The sequence below is a fragment of the Thioalkalivibrio denitrificans genome (genome assembly GCF_002000365.1).
GTDB lineage: Bacteria > Pseudomonadota > Gammaproteobacteria > Ectothiorhodospirales > Ectothiorhodospiraceae > Thioalkalivibrio_A > Thioalkalivibrio_A denitrificans.
In genome coordinates this window covers 13,445-29,168 of record NZ_MVBK01000091.1, presented here as the reverse complement: position 1 = coordinate 29,168, position 15,724 = coordinate 13,445, and the positions used below count along the sequence as shown (strand labels likewise).

Below are 15,724 nucleotides of genomic sequence, written 5' to 3'. Positions count from 1 at the left end.
ACTAGAGTAACTACCTCTCCCCGTCGTAATTGGCCTGGGCGCGAAAGCGCTGATCCAGGCGCCCCACCTCGGCATCGATGTCGTCGTCCGCCTCCGCGCCTGAACCGTCGAGGCGGAGCCGGGCCGTGGGGAGGCGGATCTCGAACTCGACGCCGCTCACGTCCAGGGCACGGAACGTCAGCTGGTTGGTGTTGCGCCGGGGCTGGTAGTCAATCTGCCAGCACGGCCGACCGGCATGGGCAGGGTCAAACCGGGTCTGCCTGCCCTTCTTGTCGAAATCTTCGAGACGGCGTGTCTCCCGGCTGCCGGTGAGCGTCACCTCCACGCTGCGCACGGGGGACTTGAACGTCCACTCCCGGACCTCCGGCGATCCGCCGTCGCCGCTCCGGCAACGCGGCTGCCCATCATGGACCTCAATATCGATCAGTTCGGTGTTGACGTCGCCGTCTTCCAGTTCCACCCGCACGGTGTAGCGCGTTTCCGGCGTGAGGATATTGCGTACCTCGATCCGCCCTTCGTAACCCTTGACGATCTCATTGACGAAATACAGGCCCAGACCCCGCCCGTGGTGTTCACGTGTGCGGCGCGTGGAGAAGCCCAGCTGAAAGAGATTCTGGAAGTCCTCTTCCCGAATGTGCGGGCCCCGGTTGTAGACGCGGATATAGACCTCCCCCTGCTCCTCGCGAAGCGTCAGGGCGACGGGTGCGAAAGGCGACTTGTAACCGCGCCTTGAAGAAAAGAACTGGGCGTTTTTCAGCAGGTTTTCCAGCAGCAGGACCAGGTGATTCTCTTTTCCCAGGAGCTCCCCTGCCGGGGCCAGCCACACGTACCAGCGGCTCTCGTCGAGCAGGTAGTCCGTTCCCGGCTCGGGCGGCTGCAACGCCTCCTGTCGAACCAGGGCCAGTGCGCGCCAGGCGGCATGTTGCGGCGAATACGCCGGTTCGTAGGGCAGCGGCGCCGCGTCCTCCATCTGAAGCAGACGCTGGCAGTAATGCTCTTCACACTCACACAGGAGGTTGCCGATGTGCAGCGCGAGATTGTCGGCCGTGGAAAGGTCCAGCAGATCCCAAAGGTAGCGCATGGCATCCAGCGCCTCGCGGTACTCCCTGGAGTCCGGGGTTTCCGCCAGTGCGCGCTGCAGGGCCGTCTGAACCTTGTCGAAGCTGATCACGCCGTTGTGGCGCACCTCGGCCGCGATGCTCTTGAAGTGCAGGAACTTCTCGTCGTACTCGATGTATTCCAGAAGCTTGTCGCTGATGAACAGCTTGAGCTTGTCCGCATGCCCGGAGTACGTATGTGCCTTGAGCTGCAGGCGTTTCTTGTCCTGCCAGAGCGTATCCACCTGGCCGCGCAGGTTGGTCAGATCGGTCTTCTGGCGGACATGCTGCCGGCTGTAACGGCGCAGGTCGAAGATCAACAGCGCCACGAACAGGCCGAGCACCGCGTATTTCACCTCCGCGCGCCACCAGTCCTCCGGCACCCCGTAGAACGCACCCAGCTCGGGTTCGATCAAGAACAGCAGATAGGCGATCACCAGCAGAGCGCCCACCGTGCTGAGCCACGGGAAACTGACCGGTCGCACGCGGCCGTTGGGTGCCTTGTCGATGTCGTCCTTCATGCGTCTCCTCCCGTGACGGGCCTCCAGCAGTAGGCTCCCTCGTCTCCGAAGGTCACGATGCCCTCGCCTGCCCTGCAAAGGGCGGCAAAACGTCCGTCGCCCCCCATGGCCTGATCGAAGGACAGGCGCAGGGTGCGGATGTGCTGGCGGTAGTTGGCATAGGAGAACCGCTCGGGATCAGCATCCAGCTTCTCGGCGATCTGCCAGGTGGTCAGAGGGCGCGGTGACGCCTCCACCAGGAAACGCAGGATCTTGCGGGGTGTCGGTGCGAGCGGGCGCTTCGCATTGGACGGATTCATGAGCTTGACGCCCTGCCAGTAGACCTCCCAGGTGGCGGTATCCAGCGTCAGGTCGCCGCTGCGCAGTACCTCTGTCGACTGCTCCGCCCCGGGGCGACCGAGGCTTCGGCTGCGCAGGGCGGCCCGGATGCGCCAGCACAACACGGACTCGATGTTGTGCTGGTGTTTGGCAATGAAGTCCTGAGCACCCGTCGCCTCGAAGGCCTCCTGCTCGATGCCGGTCCCGCTGTGTTCGGAGAGGTAGATGACGGGGAGATCCGGCCACTTGCGCTGCAACGCCCGGGAGACGGAAAAGCCGGCGGCATGATTGCCGTTCATGTTGGCATCCAGCAGCGCGAGATCGGGGCGCTGCCCGGCGTCGGCGAGGCGAATGTGCTGACAGGCGGCCTCCGCGAACTTGAAGACCTGCACCACGGTCTGCCGGCCGTCAAAGTCCGTGGCCTCCAGCACGGGCCTGAACTTGTCGATCCAGTGCGACTGGTCCTCCACCCAGAAGATCGTGGCCATGGCGCTTCCCTTTTCCACTCACAGATTTTTCACCAGCCCCGGCGATGCTCTTTACCGACACGGCACGGGGCCTGAACCCCATCATGCCGAATCCAACAGAAGAACGGGGGGGACCCTCATGTCCACTGAAATTCTCCATATCTGGTCGGCTTCACCGGCCCTGTCACTGGCCATCTGGCTGGTGATCGCCATCATCCTACTTTACCTGGGCCGACCCCATGCCCATCAACTGCTGCGCGGCACCGGGCGCGCGATATACGGCAGCGCCCGCTTGGCCGCGGCGAGCATCCGCCAGCTGGAGAAGCGCGTCATGGCCCGAAACCGTGACGTGCTGCTCGCCATGGGGCGGGAAGCAAGCGAAAAGGCCATCGAGCGCGATTTCACGCGCGTCAACACCATCATCGAGCGCGACCTCGGGCATTATCCCGCCCTGCACCGCAAGCTGGCCGACACCGTACAGAAGGTGGAGGCGGATTACCGCGCCGCCACCGAGGACGCGCCTCTGCCCCCCGCATGGGCCGAGGTGATCGAGACCCTGTCCGCGCTGCCGGGGCGCAGCGATCCCGCGGTTGCGAAAATCCTCGATGACATCCGCGAAGCCGTTGATCAATCCCACGATGAGACGCTGGCGGCTTACCGCAAGAGTGCTCATGAGCGGCACCGGATCCTCAACGGCATGCAGCCCCACTGGCGCAGCCTGAACGGCACGATGGAGAAGGTGCATCGCACCATCACCGGGCTGGAGGATCGCGCCAGGGCCATCGACGCCCACATGGCCAACTATGAAAGCATGCGCAAGGCCGAGGACCGGGCCGTGCACGCCCTGACCGCCTCCTCGCTCACGCAGTTTTTCATCGCCACGGTGGTGCTGATCATTGCGGCCTTTGGCGGCCTGATCAACTTTCACCTGATCGCCCTGCCCATGTCTGAAATGGTGGGCGGCGCCAGCTACATCGGTTCCGTGCGCGCCTCTGACGTGGCGGCACTGGTGATCGTCCTGCTGGAGATCACCATGGGGCTGTTCCTGCTGGAGTCGCTGCAGATCACGCGGCTCTTCCCCATGATCGGCAGCATGGATGACCGCATGCGCAAGCGCATGGCCATTGCCGCATTCACCATCCTGTTCATCCTGGCAAGCATCGAGTCCTCGCTGGCCTACATGCGCGACCTGCTGGCGCTGGACCGCGAGGCCCTCTCCCAGTCGCTGGCCGGTGCCTCCGTGGCCGAGGCGCAGTTCCGCTGGATCCCCTCGGTGGCGCAGATGGTCCTGGGCTTCGTCCTGCCGTTCGCGCTGGCCTTCGTGGCCATCCCGCTGGAGGCGTTCGTGCATTCGCTGCGTACGGTGCTTGGACTGTTGGCGCTGGCCGCACTGCGTGCCCTGCGCCTGACGGTGCGCATCGTCGGCGGCACGGCCAACCACCTGAGCAAGATGCTGGTGAGCCTGTATGACCTGTTCATCATGCTGCCGCTGGGCATCGAGCGCATCGTGCGGGAGAACCGCACCGGCCTGGCTCACCGCGAGGCCGACGGGACCGATGCCGGGCAGGGAGAAACGCCTACCGATGGCAGGGGTGCCCCGCGCGGCCGCCGCCGCAAGGGTCCTGCCGGAGAAATCGACGACGACGCGGTGCTTGCCGCGAGGGAGGTTTGAGTCATGAAACACATAAGCAATCGCATCGGGCATGAGGCAAACCGCCGGATTCGTCTGACTGTACTGGGGGCGGCCATGATGCTTGCCGTCATGCTCGCGGGCTGCGGGCAGCCGGCCAACAACACGCGCGCCGCATTCGTCCTGATCGACATCTCCCGCGATTACGCCGGAGAACTGGAGAAGGCGCGCACGCTCACCAACTTCCTGCTGGGCAGCCTGAACAGCGGTGACTCCATCGCCATCGCGTTCATCGACAACAGCAGCTTCACCGCACGCAACATGATCGCCAGGACCACCTTCGATCATCGTCCCAGTGTCACGACCCGGCAGAAGCGCGAGGTCCGGGCGCTGCTCGATGCGTTCATCGAGCGGTTCCGGGTACCCAGCCATCACAGCGACATCACCGGCGGCCTCCTGCTGGCCGCGGACCACCTGGAAGAGCTGGGTGCGGGCGAAAGCTACCTGTTCATCCTCTCGGATCTCCACGAGGACCTGCCGCCGTGGCTCAGGCGGGATATGCCGGTGGCGTTGCGCGACGTGCAGGTGATCGCCGTGAACGTCAAGCGTCAGCGCCGCGACAACAACGACCCGCAGGCCTATCGGGAACGGCTGGCCAGCTGGCAGGAACGCATTGAGGGCGGCGGCGGACAATTCCGCGTGGTCAACGACCTGGCCCGCCTGGACAACGTGGTGGCGCGGCGCTGATGCCTCGCCATCCGCACAGATTCACCACAAACAGGAGCACGCCAACATGAACTACAAGATCGTGATCGAGGAAACGACCCTGGGTTATTCAGCCCATTCGCCCGACGTGGACGGCTGCGTCGCCACCGGTTCGACCCGGGAAGGAGTCATCGAGGCCATCCGCGAGCTGATCGACGACCACCTGGAATGGCTCGGCGAGCACACCCCCCGCGGCGGTCGCGTACGCGGCGGTGTTCTGGAGATGCGGACGTGACAAGGCGGTCTAACCACGAAGCACACGAAGGGCACGAAGAAAGGCTTTATGGGCTGCGGGGTCCGGTTCATCCCGACCTCCAGCTGCCTATATCGGCATCCGGTTGCTTCGTTGGCTCTAAAGACAATGTCTCTCGCAAAGACGCGAAGCACGCCAAGAAACCGCAAGGACGATGAAATAATTCTCTCTTTGCGCACTTGGCGTGCTTCGCGAGAGACCATTCCTTCTCTCAACGAAGCAACCGAAACGACGGACCGGTCGGCAAGATCAGGTAAAACCCCGGCCCACACAGCCCATAAAGCCTTTCTTCGTGCCCTTCGTGTGCTTCGTGGTTCAAAACAAGACGGGCGGGGAATCCCCGCCCGTTTCCGCCCTCGCAGGCGAGGTGGCAATCAGTGCACCACCTCGATGCGGCGCGGCTGGGTCTCGGCCCGCTTGCCGATGGTCACCTCCAGGATGCCGTCGTGGACACGGGCGGTGACGTCGTCCGGATTGGCGCTGTCGGGCAGCAGGAACTGACGATAGAAGCTGCCCGTCGGACGCTCCTGCCGGCCGTAGCGGCCGTCCTCGGCCTGGAATGCCTCCATCTTGCGCTCGCCCTTGATCCGCAGGACGCCGCCTTCCAGGGTCACCTCGACGTCGTCGGCCTTGACGCCGGGCAGGTCGGCGAGGATCAGGAAGCGGTTGGGCTCCTCACGGATGTCCATCAGGGGCACCCAGTCAGCAACGCTGGACTCCCGCCCCTGGTCGGTCCACCTGCGGTGGGGCGACCCCATGGCGCGGGCCAGTTCATCGTGCAGCTGGTTGAGCATGGCAAACGGATCGTTGTGCAGGATCATGGACATGACTCATCACCTCCATTGCACTGTCGGTCGTTAATACCTCTGCCTTGGCAAGTGATTAAATGGGTACAGTGGCGGAATTTTCAAGGGGAGGGAGTCGGTCGGAGACCGGGTGCACACGGCATACTGTACTGGCAACATAGGTGGCATCAATAGCTTTTCCAGAGTCTGATCAAACGAGTCTAACGACATGTTCGGTGAAAGCTTCAGACTGTTCCGGATCCTGGGATTCGAGATCCGCGCCAATGTGACCTGGCTGTTCCTTGCGCTGCTGGTCACCTGGTCGCTGGCCGCCGGGTTGTTCCCGTTCGCCTTCCCGGATCTCTCCCCGAGGACCTATTGGCTGATGGCCATCGTCGGGATGTTCGGGTTGTTCTTCTCCCTGCTGTTTCACGAGCTGAGCCATTCCGTTGTGGCCCGGGCCTTCGGGCTGCCCGTGGGGGGCATCACCCTGTTCCTGTTCGGCGGCATGGCGGAGATCCAGGCCGAGGCGAAGCGCCCGCGGGAGGAATTCTGGATGGCCATCGCGGGGCCCATCGCCAGCGTCGTGCTGGGCGCCGCCTTCTACCTGGTGTCGGTGCTCATGCTGCTGCTGGGCGTACCGGATTACATTGCCGGCGTGCCCCTTTACCTGGGCTTCCTGAACATCCTGCTGGCCGTGTTCAACATGGTCCCCGGCTTTCCCATGGACGGCGGGCGGGTGCTGAGGGCCGCGCTCTGGCATCTGAAGGGAGATCTGCGCTGGGCGACCCTGTGGGCCTCGCGGTTCGGCCAGGGTTTCGGGCTGCTGCTCGTGGCGCTCGGCATCTACAGCTTCCTGCTCGGCAACTTCGTGGGGGGCATGTGGTGGTTCCTGATCGGGTTGTTCATTCGCGGCGCCGCGATCGCCAGCTACCGGCAGGTGGACACCCAGCTTGCCCTCAAGGGTCAGACGGTACGGCGATTCATGACCACCGACCCGGTCACCGTGCCCGCCGAGGCGACCATCCGGGAGTTCGTGGACGATTATCTCTACCACCATGCCCACGACGTCTTTCCCGTGATCCGGGATGGAAAGCTGCTGGGCCGCATCTCGCTGCGCCACGCGAAGACAGTCCCCCGGGCGGACTGGGACCGGACCCGGGTCGACGACGTGTGCCGCCAGCTTCCCGAGGAGTTCACCGTGGACGCCGATTCGGATGCCGCGCAGGCCCTCGACCGGATGCAGCAGAATCAGAGCGGCCGCCTGGTCGTGACCGAAAATGGTCGCATCGTGGGCATTCTGGTGCTAAAGGATCTGTTGAGGTACCTGCAGATCCGCTCCGAACTGGAACGGGCCTGAGCAACGCCCACAGCCTGGAGGCGCATCACCGGCAAGGCCGGTCGCGAGGATGTACCTGATGCACAGGAAGCTGTCTGGCCACCGGAGTGGCACGCCGCGCGCTCCGAACAGACCCGGCGACACGCCCTATCGCACGCCCGGGGTGTACGTGGAATCGCGGCCGGATCGTTTCCCGGAGATCGAACCGGCGGACCTGTCTGCGGCCGCGTTCGTGGGGATCACCCCCCGGGGCCCCGTGGGGACTGCCGTAGCCATCGAGGACATGCAGGCGTTCACGAACACCTTCGGTGACGTCGGCTCGGGACACCTGGGCATCGCTGCAGGGCATTTCTTCGCCAACGGCGGACGAAGACTGTACGTGGTTCGTATATGTGCACCGCCGGAAACCGGTGACCACACCCTGGCCCTGCTGACCGCGTTGGACGGACTGGATGACCTGGGCCTGCTGGCCCTGCCCGGAGTAACCGCAACGCCGGTGCTCTCGGCCGCAATCCGATACTGCGAAGCCCGCCGGCACATGATCACGGTGGCGGACTGCCCGCCGGCGAGGACATCGGTCGCACACGTGCGGGCCTTTGCCGACGGACTTCGCGGCCCGGTGGCCCTGTATCATCCCTGGCTCAGAGGCATACACGCACCGGTCCCGGTGCCGCCGTCGGGTGCGGTATCAGGGGTGCTGGCTCGTTACCAGATCGAGGGCTGCATCTGGCGCTCGCCGGCCGGGCCGAGGGCGGCACTGGCCGATGTCACAGGCGTGGTGCACGGGTACAGTCGGCACGAACTCGGGGAGCTGGTACGGCACAACATCAACCCGATCCGCAACCTCTCCGGCGTCGTCACGCCCTGGGGTGCCCGCACCCTCAGCGACAACCCGGAGCACCGGTACCTCGGCGTGCTGCGCTTTTTGGGTTTCGTGGAGGCCTCCATTCGGCGCTCCACCGGGTGGGCGCTGTTCGAGCCCAACGACCACACGACGTGGACGAGGCTGCGCGCAAGTGTCGAGGCGTTCCTCGACGACCAGTGGCGCGCCGGCGCACTGCAGGGCAGCTGGCCCGAAGATGCCTTCTTCGTGCGCTGCGACGAGACCACCATGACACCGGCGGATCTGGACGAGGGGCGCCTCGTGATACTCGTCGGGCTGGCGGCGCTCAGAGCGTCGGAGTTCCTGGGATTGCGGATCGAGTTGAAACGCGACGCCGGGCCGTAGGCGGGGCCGGCGCTTGTCGGCAAAACCGGGGAACTCATCGCAGACTGCGCTGACTCACCTGGGAACGGCGTTACCATCGAGCTTCGGACGGTCGCGCGACCCGCCGACGTACGCTCGCACTGCACGCCACAGGCAACTCATGTACACACGACTCCTGACCACGCTCCTGATCGCCCTGCCATGGATCTGTGCCCCGGCCCTGGCCGGCGAGTTCAGCACGGAGGTACGGATGGACGACCGGGGCGGCGCCGCCTTCTACGTACCCGGCAATATCGAGGGCTTCGGTTCCGTTGATCTGATGGTCGACACCGGCTCCGGCTACATGACCATCAACGAGGACATGCTGCGCACCCTGAAGGACGGTGGTCAGGCCCGCTTCGTGAGGGATCTGCGCGGCCGCCTGGCCGACGGCAGCGAACTGACCGTGCCCGTCTATGCCCTCGACGCCGTCAGCATCGGGGAGGCCTGCCGGATGCGCGACGTGGAGGCTGCGGTCTTCCCGGGCAGTACCCGGCCCATCCTGGGACTCAATGTCCTGCAACGTGCCGCGCCGTTCATCTTCTCTTTCGATCCGCCGCGCCTGGTGCTGAGCCATTGCGACGCGGACTCGAATCCGGGTGCGGAAGACCGCGCCGAGATCTAGCCGTGATCTCTCAATACGTTGTTTATCCAGGGTGAGGTGCTGGCAGGCAGGGCCGGTNNCCGCAAGCATCGCGATAGGCTGGTGGCGCGGTTCAAACTGCCACCGCAGTTTTACCACCCAATGCGCCCACTCCTGTCACTGACTCAGAAGCATACACAGAGCCGCCAGCCGCCTTGGTGCAATGTCCGGGTTAGAGCGGTGGCTCGGGTACGATAGTCGAACCGGGTTCTTCATCCGGCATCGGCTCGAAGGCGGAGAACTCGCTGATGGGCAGATCCGGCTCCAGTTCAACGTACTCCTCCGGCACATACTCACCACGTTCCTGAAGCTCCTCCCTGGTGGCGATCACCTGGACCTTGTCGTCGGCAAGCTTCAGTTCATCGAAGGACACGACGATCTCGCGCGCGCCGAAGCCCAGTATCCCGCCTGAGGCGATCACCGCATGTACGCGTTCAGTCCGGGGGTCGCCCACCACGGTCTTGATGTTGCCCACCTTTTCGCCGTCGGCGTCGAACACCTCGCCGCGACGCAGCTCATTGGGTGTCAGTAAATAGAGCGGGTTCCCGTTGGTCGCGGGATCCGGGGCCAGAAGGTTGCGCTCACCGCCTGCGGCCGGCGGCGCATCCATGGGCTGTCCGGTCTCTGCGCCCGGCACATCGCCGGAAGGTTCGGTGACATCGGTCTGGCCCCATACGGGCGCAGCGAGCAGGGCCGCAACCGCGCCCGCCAGAAGTGACTTGCGGAATGTCGTGTTCATAAACAGGCTCTCCTGCCTCACGGCTCTGGTTGGTCGTCGATCAATCATCAGGCGCGGATCACCGACGCCCTTTGAGGTCAACGATAGGCAAAGCAAACCCCGTGCCAGACCTACAGTGCGGTCAGGTCATTCACATGCCTGCCCGGTGCAGATGCCTGAAATTACGGGGCCAGAGCCCACTTCCAGGGTGATGCGCGGGTGTTGAGAGCGCCTTGCCCAAGGCACCTTTGGGAGTCCTCTGCATCGCGGTTTGTCGCACGGTGGCAACACCTGCGGGAGGCTCACAGTGATCAGACCTTCATGGATCCATGAAGGACTTGTCGCCCATTTGAGACACTAGACGGAGACCCGCGCGTACGAGGGCCCGATCAGATGTGCAGAGAATGGCCCGGATACAAGCGCCGGGCCTCGGCCGGCGCCCGGCCGGGCTCCTGGCGGTGCTGTCGTCAATTTGCGACACGCGTATTCAGGCGGCGGAGGTTACCGGGACACCCCCTGCGTCTGGCCGGATGTCCGGGCTATCATGGTGCCCATTCCGCAATCCCATGAGGCGCGATCACTATGCCCAATGAGCTCGACGACCTGACCCGCCGCCTGCGCCAGTTCGCCCGGGACCGGGATTGGGAGCAGTTTCATTCCCCCAAGAACATGGCCATGGCACTTATCGGCGAGGCCGGTGAGCTGATTGAGCACTTTCAATGGCTGACCGAGGAACAGAGCTACCGGTTGCCACCCGACAAGCTGGAAGCCGTGCGCCTGGAGATGGCGGATATCCTCATTTACCTGATCCGGCTGTCCGACCGGCTGGACATCGATCTCATGGCCGCGGTGGAGGACAAGATCGTGCTGAATGAGCGCAAGTACCCGGTGGAGCGGGTGCGGGGCAGTGCAAAGAAGTACAACGAATACTGAACTCAGCTTCCGACAACGCTGATACGTGCCGTCCCGTCGGGCCGATCGATCTCCAGATCCATTTCGCAGTATTCGGGATATTCATTCTCCGGGCTCGGGTCATCGGCACAGGCGCACCCGGCCAGCACGCTGGAGTAAAAGGCACCCACGCGGACCATCACCCGTTCGGGTGTTTCACGCAGGTCCAGAATGGTGATGCTCAGGTCCTTGTCCAGACTGACGCTGCCGTTGCGCAGCCCCTGCTGCAGGGGCAGGACGTCCACCCCCAGACGCGTCAACGCCTCCTTGAGCATTGTGTTGAAGCGCGGGGTTCCCAGTGCTTCGAGACAGATCGGCATGGGTGGCAATGGCGTCGGATCGTTCATCTTCCAAATACTCACTCGGCTACATCGCCACGACAGGAACACCAATCAGCCATGCGTGCAACCAGAGAATGAAGGCCACGTAGACGGCCAGCCCACCCACCACGGCAATGGCGTCGTTCAAGGCGCCGGGAGGCAGACCCGGAGGAGACGGCGGATTGCGCCGTTTGAGAGAGATCCGATCAACCACCGCCCAGGCGAGAAAGCCGCCGAACAGGAGAACGTCGGCCAGCATGCCGTTTGCCAGCAGATGGGCAACGGCCCAGAGCTTCACAGCTGCGAGCATGGGATGACGCACGCGCGCCTGTATGCGACCCGGCAGATAGGTGGCCAGCAGGAGCGGAAACACCGGGATCATCAGCAACAGCGCGATATGGCGCAGCCAGACAGGCGGCCAGTAGAGCACCACCGGCGCCTGCCGGGCCATTGCGTAGCCCTGGATGATGAGCACCAGTCCGACGACCGCAATGACCGAGTAAACGGCCATCCAGGGCAACAGACCCATGCGCGCCACCATGCGTTCGCGCCAGCCCGGTGCAACGATGGCCACGGAGTGCACGCCCAGGAAGATCACCAGTCCTGCGATCAGGGTCAGCATGACAGTGCTCCGTCAACGTGAGAGTTTGAGACCCACCCGCGAGATGCGCGCGCCGTCCATCTCGCGGATCACCAGTTCGACGCCGGCCAGGGACACCCGGTCGCCCACCACCGGCGTGGTGTGCAACTTGTCGCGGATGTACTCCTCCAGCGTCAACTCCGAAACACCCTCCGGCAGCACCAGCCCGTAGGCAAGCGACAGGTCGCCCAGCCTTGCGTCGCCGTTGAGCACGAACTCGCCGAAGAAGGTCTGTTCGGACAGCCGCTTGGGGGCGGCGCGCGGGACGAACAGGCGGTCCAGATCCGGGAGATCATCGGGGGCAGCCATCAGGTACAGGTAATCCCCGGAACGCAGGTCCATGAGCTCCAGGGAATCCAGCAGCTTCTTGTCGCGCAGGTGGGCCACCACCCGCACGCTCTTCGGCAGTACGAAGTTGGTCCACTTCTCCTGCACCACCGGCGTGTCCTCCACCAGGCGGTAGCCCACCAGTTCCATTTCCTGCTGCCCCGGGATATCCAGTTCCACGCGCTGCACCACGTGGGTGGTGGGCGGCACCTCGAGCCGGAGCAGCCGCGCCACGGGCGCCACGGTCCAGCCCTGCACCACCAGGGAGATCAGCACAACGAAGAACACGATGTTGAAGAAGTTCCCCGCCTGCTCCAGCCCGGCGAGCAGCGGGAACAGGGCCAGGATGATGGGCACCGCGCCGCGCAGGCCCACCCAGGCGATGAAGCCCTGTTCGCGCCAGGGGAAGTGGAACGGCAGCAGGGACAACCACACCGCCACGGGCCGGGCCAACAGGATCAGTACGCCTGCAATGAGCAGGGCGTCCACGGCCACCGGCATCAGCTGCGACGGCGTCACCAGCATGCCAAGCATCAGGAACATGCCGATCTGCGCGAGCCGTGCGATGCCGTCGTGAAAGCGGTTGATGTTCTGGCTGGCCTGCAGGGGCCGATTACCCAGCACCAGCCCCGCGAGGTAGATGGCCAGGAAGCCGGAGCCGTTGACCTGGCTGGCCACACCGAACACGGTGAGACCGGCGGCCAGGGCGGCCAGCGGATACAGTCCGGGCGCCAGGTCGAGACGATTGATCACCCAGACGAACGCGAATCCGCCGGCGATGCCGATTAGCGCACCGAGGCCCATCTGCTGCACGAACTCCCAGAGCACCACCAGGCCCATGTTCTGCGGCCCGGTGATGAGCAGCTCGATGAACACGATGGTGAGAAAGATGGCCATCGGGTCGTTGCTGCCGGACTCGATCTCCAGCGTGGCCCCCACGCGCTGCTTGAGTTCCAGCCCGCGGCTGTGCAGCAGGGAGAACACCGCCGCCGCGTCTGTGGAACCGACGATGGCGCCGAGCAGCAATCCCTCCATCCAGTGCAGGCCCAGCCACCAGGCGGCGAACGCGCCCGTGATGGCGGCGGTAATGATCACCCCGACGGTGGCCAGCACGACCGCCGGCTTGAGGCCGACACGGAAGTTCTTGACCGGAGTGCGCAGGCCGCCGTCGAACAGGATGATGGCCAGCGCGAGGCTGCCGAACAGGTGCGCCAGCTGGATGTCGTGAAAGACCACACCGCCGGGCCCCTCTTCCCCCAGCAGCATGCCGATGATGAGGAACACCAGCAGGATCGGCGCACCCAGACGCGTGGTGATCACGCTGGAGAGCACGCTCAGGAGCAGCACCAGGCTGCCCAGAAGGATGATCTGGTTTGTCAGTTCCATCCCGCGTGTGTCCCGTCCGGCAGTGCCATCCTGTTCGGTAATGGCGGTGTGTGTGCCGGCAGCGTCTGCGTCCGGCAGTGGATCATCAGTACATGCGAAACCTATTGTGCCAGACTAGAACACGGCGTCCTCTACCTCCTCGTACATGTGCGCCACGGAGCGGTTGACCTTGTCTTCGAAGCCGGGGTAGTCCGCGACGATCTTCGCCATGTGCTCACGCACGACAGGCACGGTCTCGTGCGCCGGCAGTCCCTGCCGCACGCCTTCCTCGACACCCGCCCACAAGGCCGTGAGATAGCCCTTGAGCCGGGGCAGCGTCTCCGGGCCCTCTATGCGCCCGTGACCGGGGATCACGACTTCGGATTCAAGGGCGATGAGCGTGTCCATGAACTCGATCCATTGGGCCACCCGTCCGTCCCAAACCGACGGGGCCCGGTCCGTGTAAACCACGTCTCCGGGAATGAGCACACGGGTTTCCGGCAACCAGACAACGAGGTCTCCGGGGGAATGGCTGTCGCCGGATGGCAGCAGTACGACTCGCGTGCCGCCCAATACGCGCTCGGTCGGTTCATCTACGGCCGTATCGGGAAACAGGGTGCGGGACTCTCCGGTGGCACCCTCGGTCATTTCGTTGAAGCTGTCGATCCACCCCTGGGCCTGCTGCTCCATGCGGGCGATCGCCGCGCTGCCCGCCATGATCTCCGGCGCGTCATCCTTGAAACCGTAGTTGCCCAGCCAGTGATCGCCGTGGCTGTGCGTGTTGACGATCCAGCGCACCGGCCGATCGGTGACCGAACGAATGGCATTCCGCAAGGCAACACCCATGTTCTCCGAGGAACCCGTGTCGACGACCAGTACGCCGTCATCGGTGACCACGAAGGCCATGTTGGCATTCCACCCCAGGTTCTCCGGGTTGGGAAAATCCCGTGCCGGAGTGATCACGGCATACACGCCGGGCGCGACCTCCTCGGGCGTCATGGGATACTGCTCGGGACTCGCCGCAGCCAAGGCCTGCACGGGCCACAGCGCGGCAACCGCAAGACATGCAATCACTCGGATCATGGTCGTTTCTCCGTACTGGAAGATCGCCGCACCGCAGGCGGGAGCTGCGCGGTGCCACTTTCCCATGCCGGCGGCCGGGTCATGGACAGCCGCACGCACTCACGGGCTAGAATGGAACGCCCTCTACTGAAGGATCGCACATGTCGTACCGTTGCGCTGCGCTTGCCGGACTGCTGCTCGTCGCCTGGCAGGCAGCGCACGCGGACACTCCGCCACCGCAACCCGACATGGGAATACTCGTCCTCGAATTCGAGAACGATCTCTTCGCCGGGGAGGATCGCTACTACACCAACGGCGTCCGGGCGAGTTGGATCACGCCCGAGGAAGGCGTGCCCGGCCTGTTGCGCGATCTGGGCCGACTGATTCCCTTCTTCCCCGGGGAGGGGGAACTGAAGAATTCATGGTCCATCGGCCAGAGCATGTACACGCCCAAGGATCTGGAGGCCGACCCTCCCGATCCCGACGACCGCCCCTACGCGGGCTGGCTGTACGTCAGCGGCGGCTTGGCCGAGGAGACCGGACAGCGGCTTGACCGCTTGTCGCTCACGCTGGGAGTCATCGGACCGGCATCGCTGGCCGACGTGTCCCAGAAGGAGATTCATCGCATGGTCGGGGCACCTGTCCCCCAGGGGTGGGATCACCAGCTGGAGAACGAACTCACCGTGATGGTCAGTTACGAGCGCCAGATCCGCGCCCTCGTGCAGACCGGTGCCGGCGGCTGGCAGATGGATCTGACCCCGCACTGGGGCGGCACACTGGGCACCCCGTTCACCCTGGTCAATGCGGGCCTGATGCTGCGCGCAGGCCGCGACCTGCCGCACGATTACGGTCCGCCCCGCATACAGCCCTCCCTGCCCGGATCGGGCCTGTTCGTGCCGAAGGCACGCTGGGGATGGTACGTCTTTGCAGGCGTGGACGGCCGCGCCGTGGCGTGGAACACGTTTCTGGACGGCAGCACGTTTCGCGACAGCCCCAGCGTGGACAGGAGACTCTTCGTGGGCGACGCCCAGGTGGGCGGCGTCGTGAGCCTGGGACGCGCTCGCCTGGCCTACACCCACGTGTTCCGCACCAAGGAATTCGACAACCAGGTGGATCGGGAGGATTTCGGGGCTGTGAGCCTGTCGTGGATTTTCTAGCCCGGATTGCACCGATGATCGCGAATGATTGTGGGCACTGGGGCTGTCTCGTTTGCCTGTAGGTCGGCCTTCAGGCCGACGGCATTGGCATGTTCAGGCACCGCTTGTCGGGCTGAAGCC

At 64.6% G+C, this 15,724-nt stretch carries 16 protein-coding genes; 8 read left to right on the top strand and 8 right to left on the bottom strand.

All coding sequences use genetic code 11. The annotated features are described in order from the left end of the window. Positions 1-10: 10 nt before the first annotated feature. Together B1C78_RS13925 and B1C78_RS13920 are read right to left on the bottom strand one after the other, a co-directional pair. Positions 11-1,618 (bottom strand): ATP-binding protein, encoded by a 1,608-nt coding sequence (locus B1C78_RS13925; protein WP_077279778.1) that lies wholly within the window; start codon positions 1,616-1,618, stop codon positions 11-13. Next, on the bottom strand, positions 1,615-2,424 hold the full coding sequence (locus tag B1C78_RS13920; RefSeq protein ID WP_077279777.1) for a response regulator transcription factor: 810 nt from the start codon (positions 2,422-2,424) through the stop codon (positions 1,615-1,617). The genes B1C78_RS13925 and B1C78_RS13920 overlap by 4 nt, the downstream gene beginning before the upstream one ends. A gap of 118 nt (positions 2,425-2,542) precedes the next feature. On the opposite strand from B1C78_RS13920, the gene B1C78_RS13915 reads away from it, so the two are divergent. From B1C78_RS13915 to B1C78_RS13905, 3 genes are read left to right on the top strand one after another with little or no spacing between them, the layout of a single operon-like run. Next, complete coding sequence (locus B1C78_RS13915) at positions 2,543-4,075, top strand: hypothetical protein (RefSeq protein ID WP_077279776.1); 1,533 nt, start codon at positions 2,543-2,545, stop codon at positions 4,073-4,075. Between the two features lie 3 nt (positions 4,076-4,078). Continuing rightward, a complete protein-coding gene (locus tag B1C78_RS13910) occupies positions 4,079-4,780 on the top strand; it encodes a hypothetical protein (RefSeq protein WP_077279775.1) in 702 nt (233 codons plus the stop codon). Positions 4,781-4,826: 46 nt separating this feature from the next. Beyond that, complete coding sequence (locus B1C78_RS13905) at positions 4,827-5,033, top strand: type II toxin-antitoxin system HicB family antitoxin (protein WP_077279774.1); 207 nt, start codon at positions 4,827-4,829, stop codon at positions 5,031-5,033. 392 nt (positions 5,034-5,425) lie between these two features. On the opposite strand, the gene B1C78_RS13900 is transcribed toward B1C78_RS13905, so the two are convergent. Then, the gene (locus B1C78_RS13900) at positions 5,426-5,878 is read right to left on the bottom strand and encodes an Hsp20/alpha crystallin family protein (protein WP_077279773.1); all 453 of its coding nucleotides are present in this window, start codon (positions 5,876-5,878) and stop codon (positions 5,426-5,428) included. Positions 5,879-6,065: 187 nt separating this feature from the next. On the opposite strand from B1C78_RS13900, the gene B1C78_RS13895 reads away from it, so the two are divergent. The 3 genes from B1C78_RS13895 to B1C78_RS13885 all read left to right on the top strand — a co-directional run bounded on the left by B1C78_RS13895 (position 6,066) and on the right by B1C78_RS13885 (position 9,046). Beyond that, positions 6,066-7,196 (top strand): site-2 protease family protein, encoded by a 1,131-nt coding sequence (locus B1C78_RS13895; protein ID WP_077279772.1) that lies wholly within the window; start codon positions 6,066-6,068, stop codon positions 7,194-7,196. Between the two features lie 58 nt (positions 7,197-7,254). Continuing rightward, positions 7,255-8,403 (top strand): phage tail sheath family protein, encoded by a 1,149-nt coding sequence (locus B1C78_RS13890; RefSeq protein WP_175628318.1) that lies wholly within the window; start codon positions 7,255-7,257, stop codon positions 8,401-8,403. Between the two features lie 139 nt (positions 8,404-8,542). Continuing rightward, a complete protein-coding gene (locus B1C78_RS13885; protein WP_077279770.1) occupies positions 8,543-9,046 on the top strand; it encodes a retropepsin-like aspartic protease in 504 nt (167 codons plus the stop codon). A gap of 190 nt (positions 9,047-9,236) precedes the next feature. Here B1C78_RS13885 and B1C78_RS13880 read toward each other — a convergent pair whose 3' ends face one another. Continuing rightward, positions 9,237-9,803 carry a PRC-barrel domain-containing protein gene (locus B1C78_RS13880; RefSeq protein ID WP_175628317.1) on the bottom strand — a complete coding sequence of 189 codons (567 nt, stop codon included), beginning with the start codon at positions 9,801-9,803 and terminating at the stop codon, positions 9,237-9,239. Positions 9,804-10,364: 561 nt separating this feature from the next. Here B1C78_RS13880 and B1C78_RS13875 point away from each other — a divergent pair. Next, the gene (locus tag B1C78_RS13875; RefSeq protein ID WP_077279768.1) at positions 10,365-10,715 is read left to right on the top strand and encodes a nucleotide pyrophosphohydrolase; all 351 of its coding nucleotides are present in this window, start codon (positions 10,365-10,367) and stop codon (positions 10,713-10,715) included. 2 nt (positions 10,716-10,717) lie between these two features. On the opposite strand, the gene B1C78_RS13870 is transcribed toward B1C78_RS13875, so the two are convergent. From B1C78_RS13870 to B1C78_RS13855, 4 genes are all read right to left on the bottom strand, one after another. After that, a complete protein-coding gene (locus B1C78_RS13870; protein ID WP_077279767.1) occupies positions 10,718-11,080 on the bottom strand; it encodes a hypothetical protein in 363 nt (120 codons plus the stop codon). 19 nt (positions 11,081-11,099) lie between these two features. Continuing rightward, on the bottom strand, positions 11,100-11,675 hold the full coding sequence (locus B1C78_RS13865; RefSeq protein ID WP_077279766.1) for an NnrU family protein: 576 nt from the start codon (positions 11,673-11,675) through the stop codon (positions 11,100-11,102). A gap of 12 nt (positions 11,676-11,687) precedes the next feature. Beyond that, a complete protein-coding gene (locus tag B1C78_RS13860) occupies positions 11,688-13,406 on the bottom strand; it encodes a potassium/proton antiporter (protein WP_077279765.1) in 1,719 nt (572 codons plus the stop codon). Positions 13,407-13,520: 114 nt separating this feature from the next. Beyond that, entirely contained in the window at positions 13,521-14,468 is a 948-nt protein-coding gene (locus tag B1C78_RS13855; RefSeq protein WP_077279764.1) for an MBL fold metallo-hydrolase, read from the bottom strand. A 140-nt stretch (positions 14,469-14,608) separates the two neighbouring features. On the opposite strand from B1C78_RS13855, the gene B1C78_RS13850 reads away from it, so the two are divergent. Beyond that, positions 14,609-15,604 carry a lipid A deacylase LpxR family protein gene (locus B1C78_RS13850; protein ID WP_077279763.1) on the top strand — a complete coding sequence of 332 codons (996 nt, stop codon included), beginning with the start codon at positions 14,609-14,611 and terminating at the stop codon, positions 15,602-15,604. Positions 15,605-15,724: the final 120 nt, after the last annotated feature.

What these genes read in the sequence shown, in the direction of transcription:
- B1C78_RS13920 (WP_077279777.1), bottom strand. Translation starts at nt 2,424, where the DNA reads ATGGCCACGATCTTCTGGGTGGAGGACCAGTCGCACTGGATCGACAAG.
- B1C78_RS13875 (WP_077279768.1), top strand. Translation starts at nt 10,365, where the DNA reads ATGCCCAATGAGCTCGACGACCTGACCCGCCGCCTGCGCCAGTTCGCC.
- B1C78_RS13885 (WP_077279770.1), top strand. Translation starts at nt 8,543, where the DNA reads ATGTACACACGACTCCTGACCACGCTCCTGATCGCCCTGCCATGGATC.
- B1C78_RS13850 (WP_077279763.1), top strand. Translation starts at nt 14,609, where the DNA reads ATGTCGTACCGTTGCGCTGCGCTTGCCGGACTGCTGCTCGTCGCCTGG.
- B1C78_RS13895 (WP_077279772.1), top strand. Translation starts at nt 6,066, where the DNA reads ATGTTCGGTGAAAGCTTCAGACTGTTCCGGATCCTGGGATTCGAGATC.
- B1C78_RS13890 (WP_175628318.1), top strand. Translation starts at nt 7,255, where the DNA reads ATGCACAGGAAGCTGTCTGGCCACCGGAGTGGCACGCCGCGCGCTCCG.
- B1C78_RS13915 (WP_077279776.1), top strand. Translation starts at nt 2,543, where the DNA reads ATGTCCACTGAAATTCTCCATATCTGGTCGGCTTCACCGGCCCTGTCA.
- B1C78_RS13865 (WP_077279766.1), bottom strand. Translation starts at nt 11,675, where the DNA reads ATGCTGACCCTGATCGCAGGACTGGTGATCTTCCTGGGCGTGCACTCC.
- B1C78_RS13910 (WP_077279775.1), top strand. Translation starts at nt 4,079, where the DNA reads ATGAAACACATAAGCAATCGCATCGGGCATGAGGCAAACCGCCGGATT.
- B1C78_RS13925 (WP_077279778.1), bottom strand. Translation starts at nt 1,618, where the DNA reads ATGAAGGACGACATCGACAAGGCACCCAACGGCCGCGTGCGACCGGTC.
- B1C78_RS13870 (WP_077279767.1), bottom strand. Translation starts at nt 11,080, where the DNA reads ATGAACGATCCGACGCCATTGCCACCCATGCCGATCTGTCTCGAAGCA.
- B1C78_RS13860 (WP_077279765.1), bottom strand. Translation starts at nt 13,406, where the DNA reads ATGGAACTGACAAACCAGATCATCCTTCTGGGCAGCCTGGTGCTGCTC.
- B1C78_RS13855 (WP_077279764.1), bottom strand. Translation starts at nt 14,468, where the DNA reads ATGATCCGAGTGATTGCATGTCTTGCGGTTGCCGCGCTGTGGCCCGTG.
- B1C78_RS13900 (WP_077279773.1), bottom strand. Translation starts at nt 5,878, where the DNA reads ATGTCCATGATCCTGCACAACGATCCGTTTGCCATGCTCAACCAGCTG.
- B1C78_RS13905 (WP_077279774.1), top strand. Translation starts at nt 4,827, where the DNA reads ATGAACTACAAGATCGTGATCGAGGAAACGACCCTGGGTTATTCAGCC.
- B1C78_RS13880 (WP_175628317.1), bottom strand. Translation starts at nt 9,803, where the DNA reads ATGAACACGACATTCCGCAAGTCACTTCTGGCGGGCGCGGTTGCGGCC.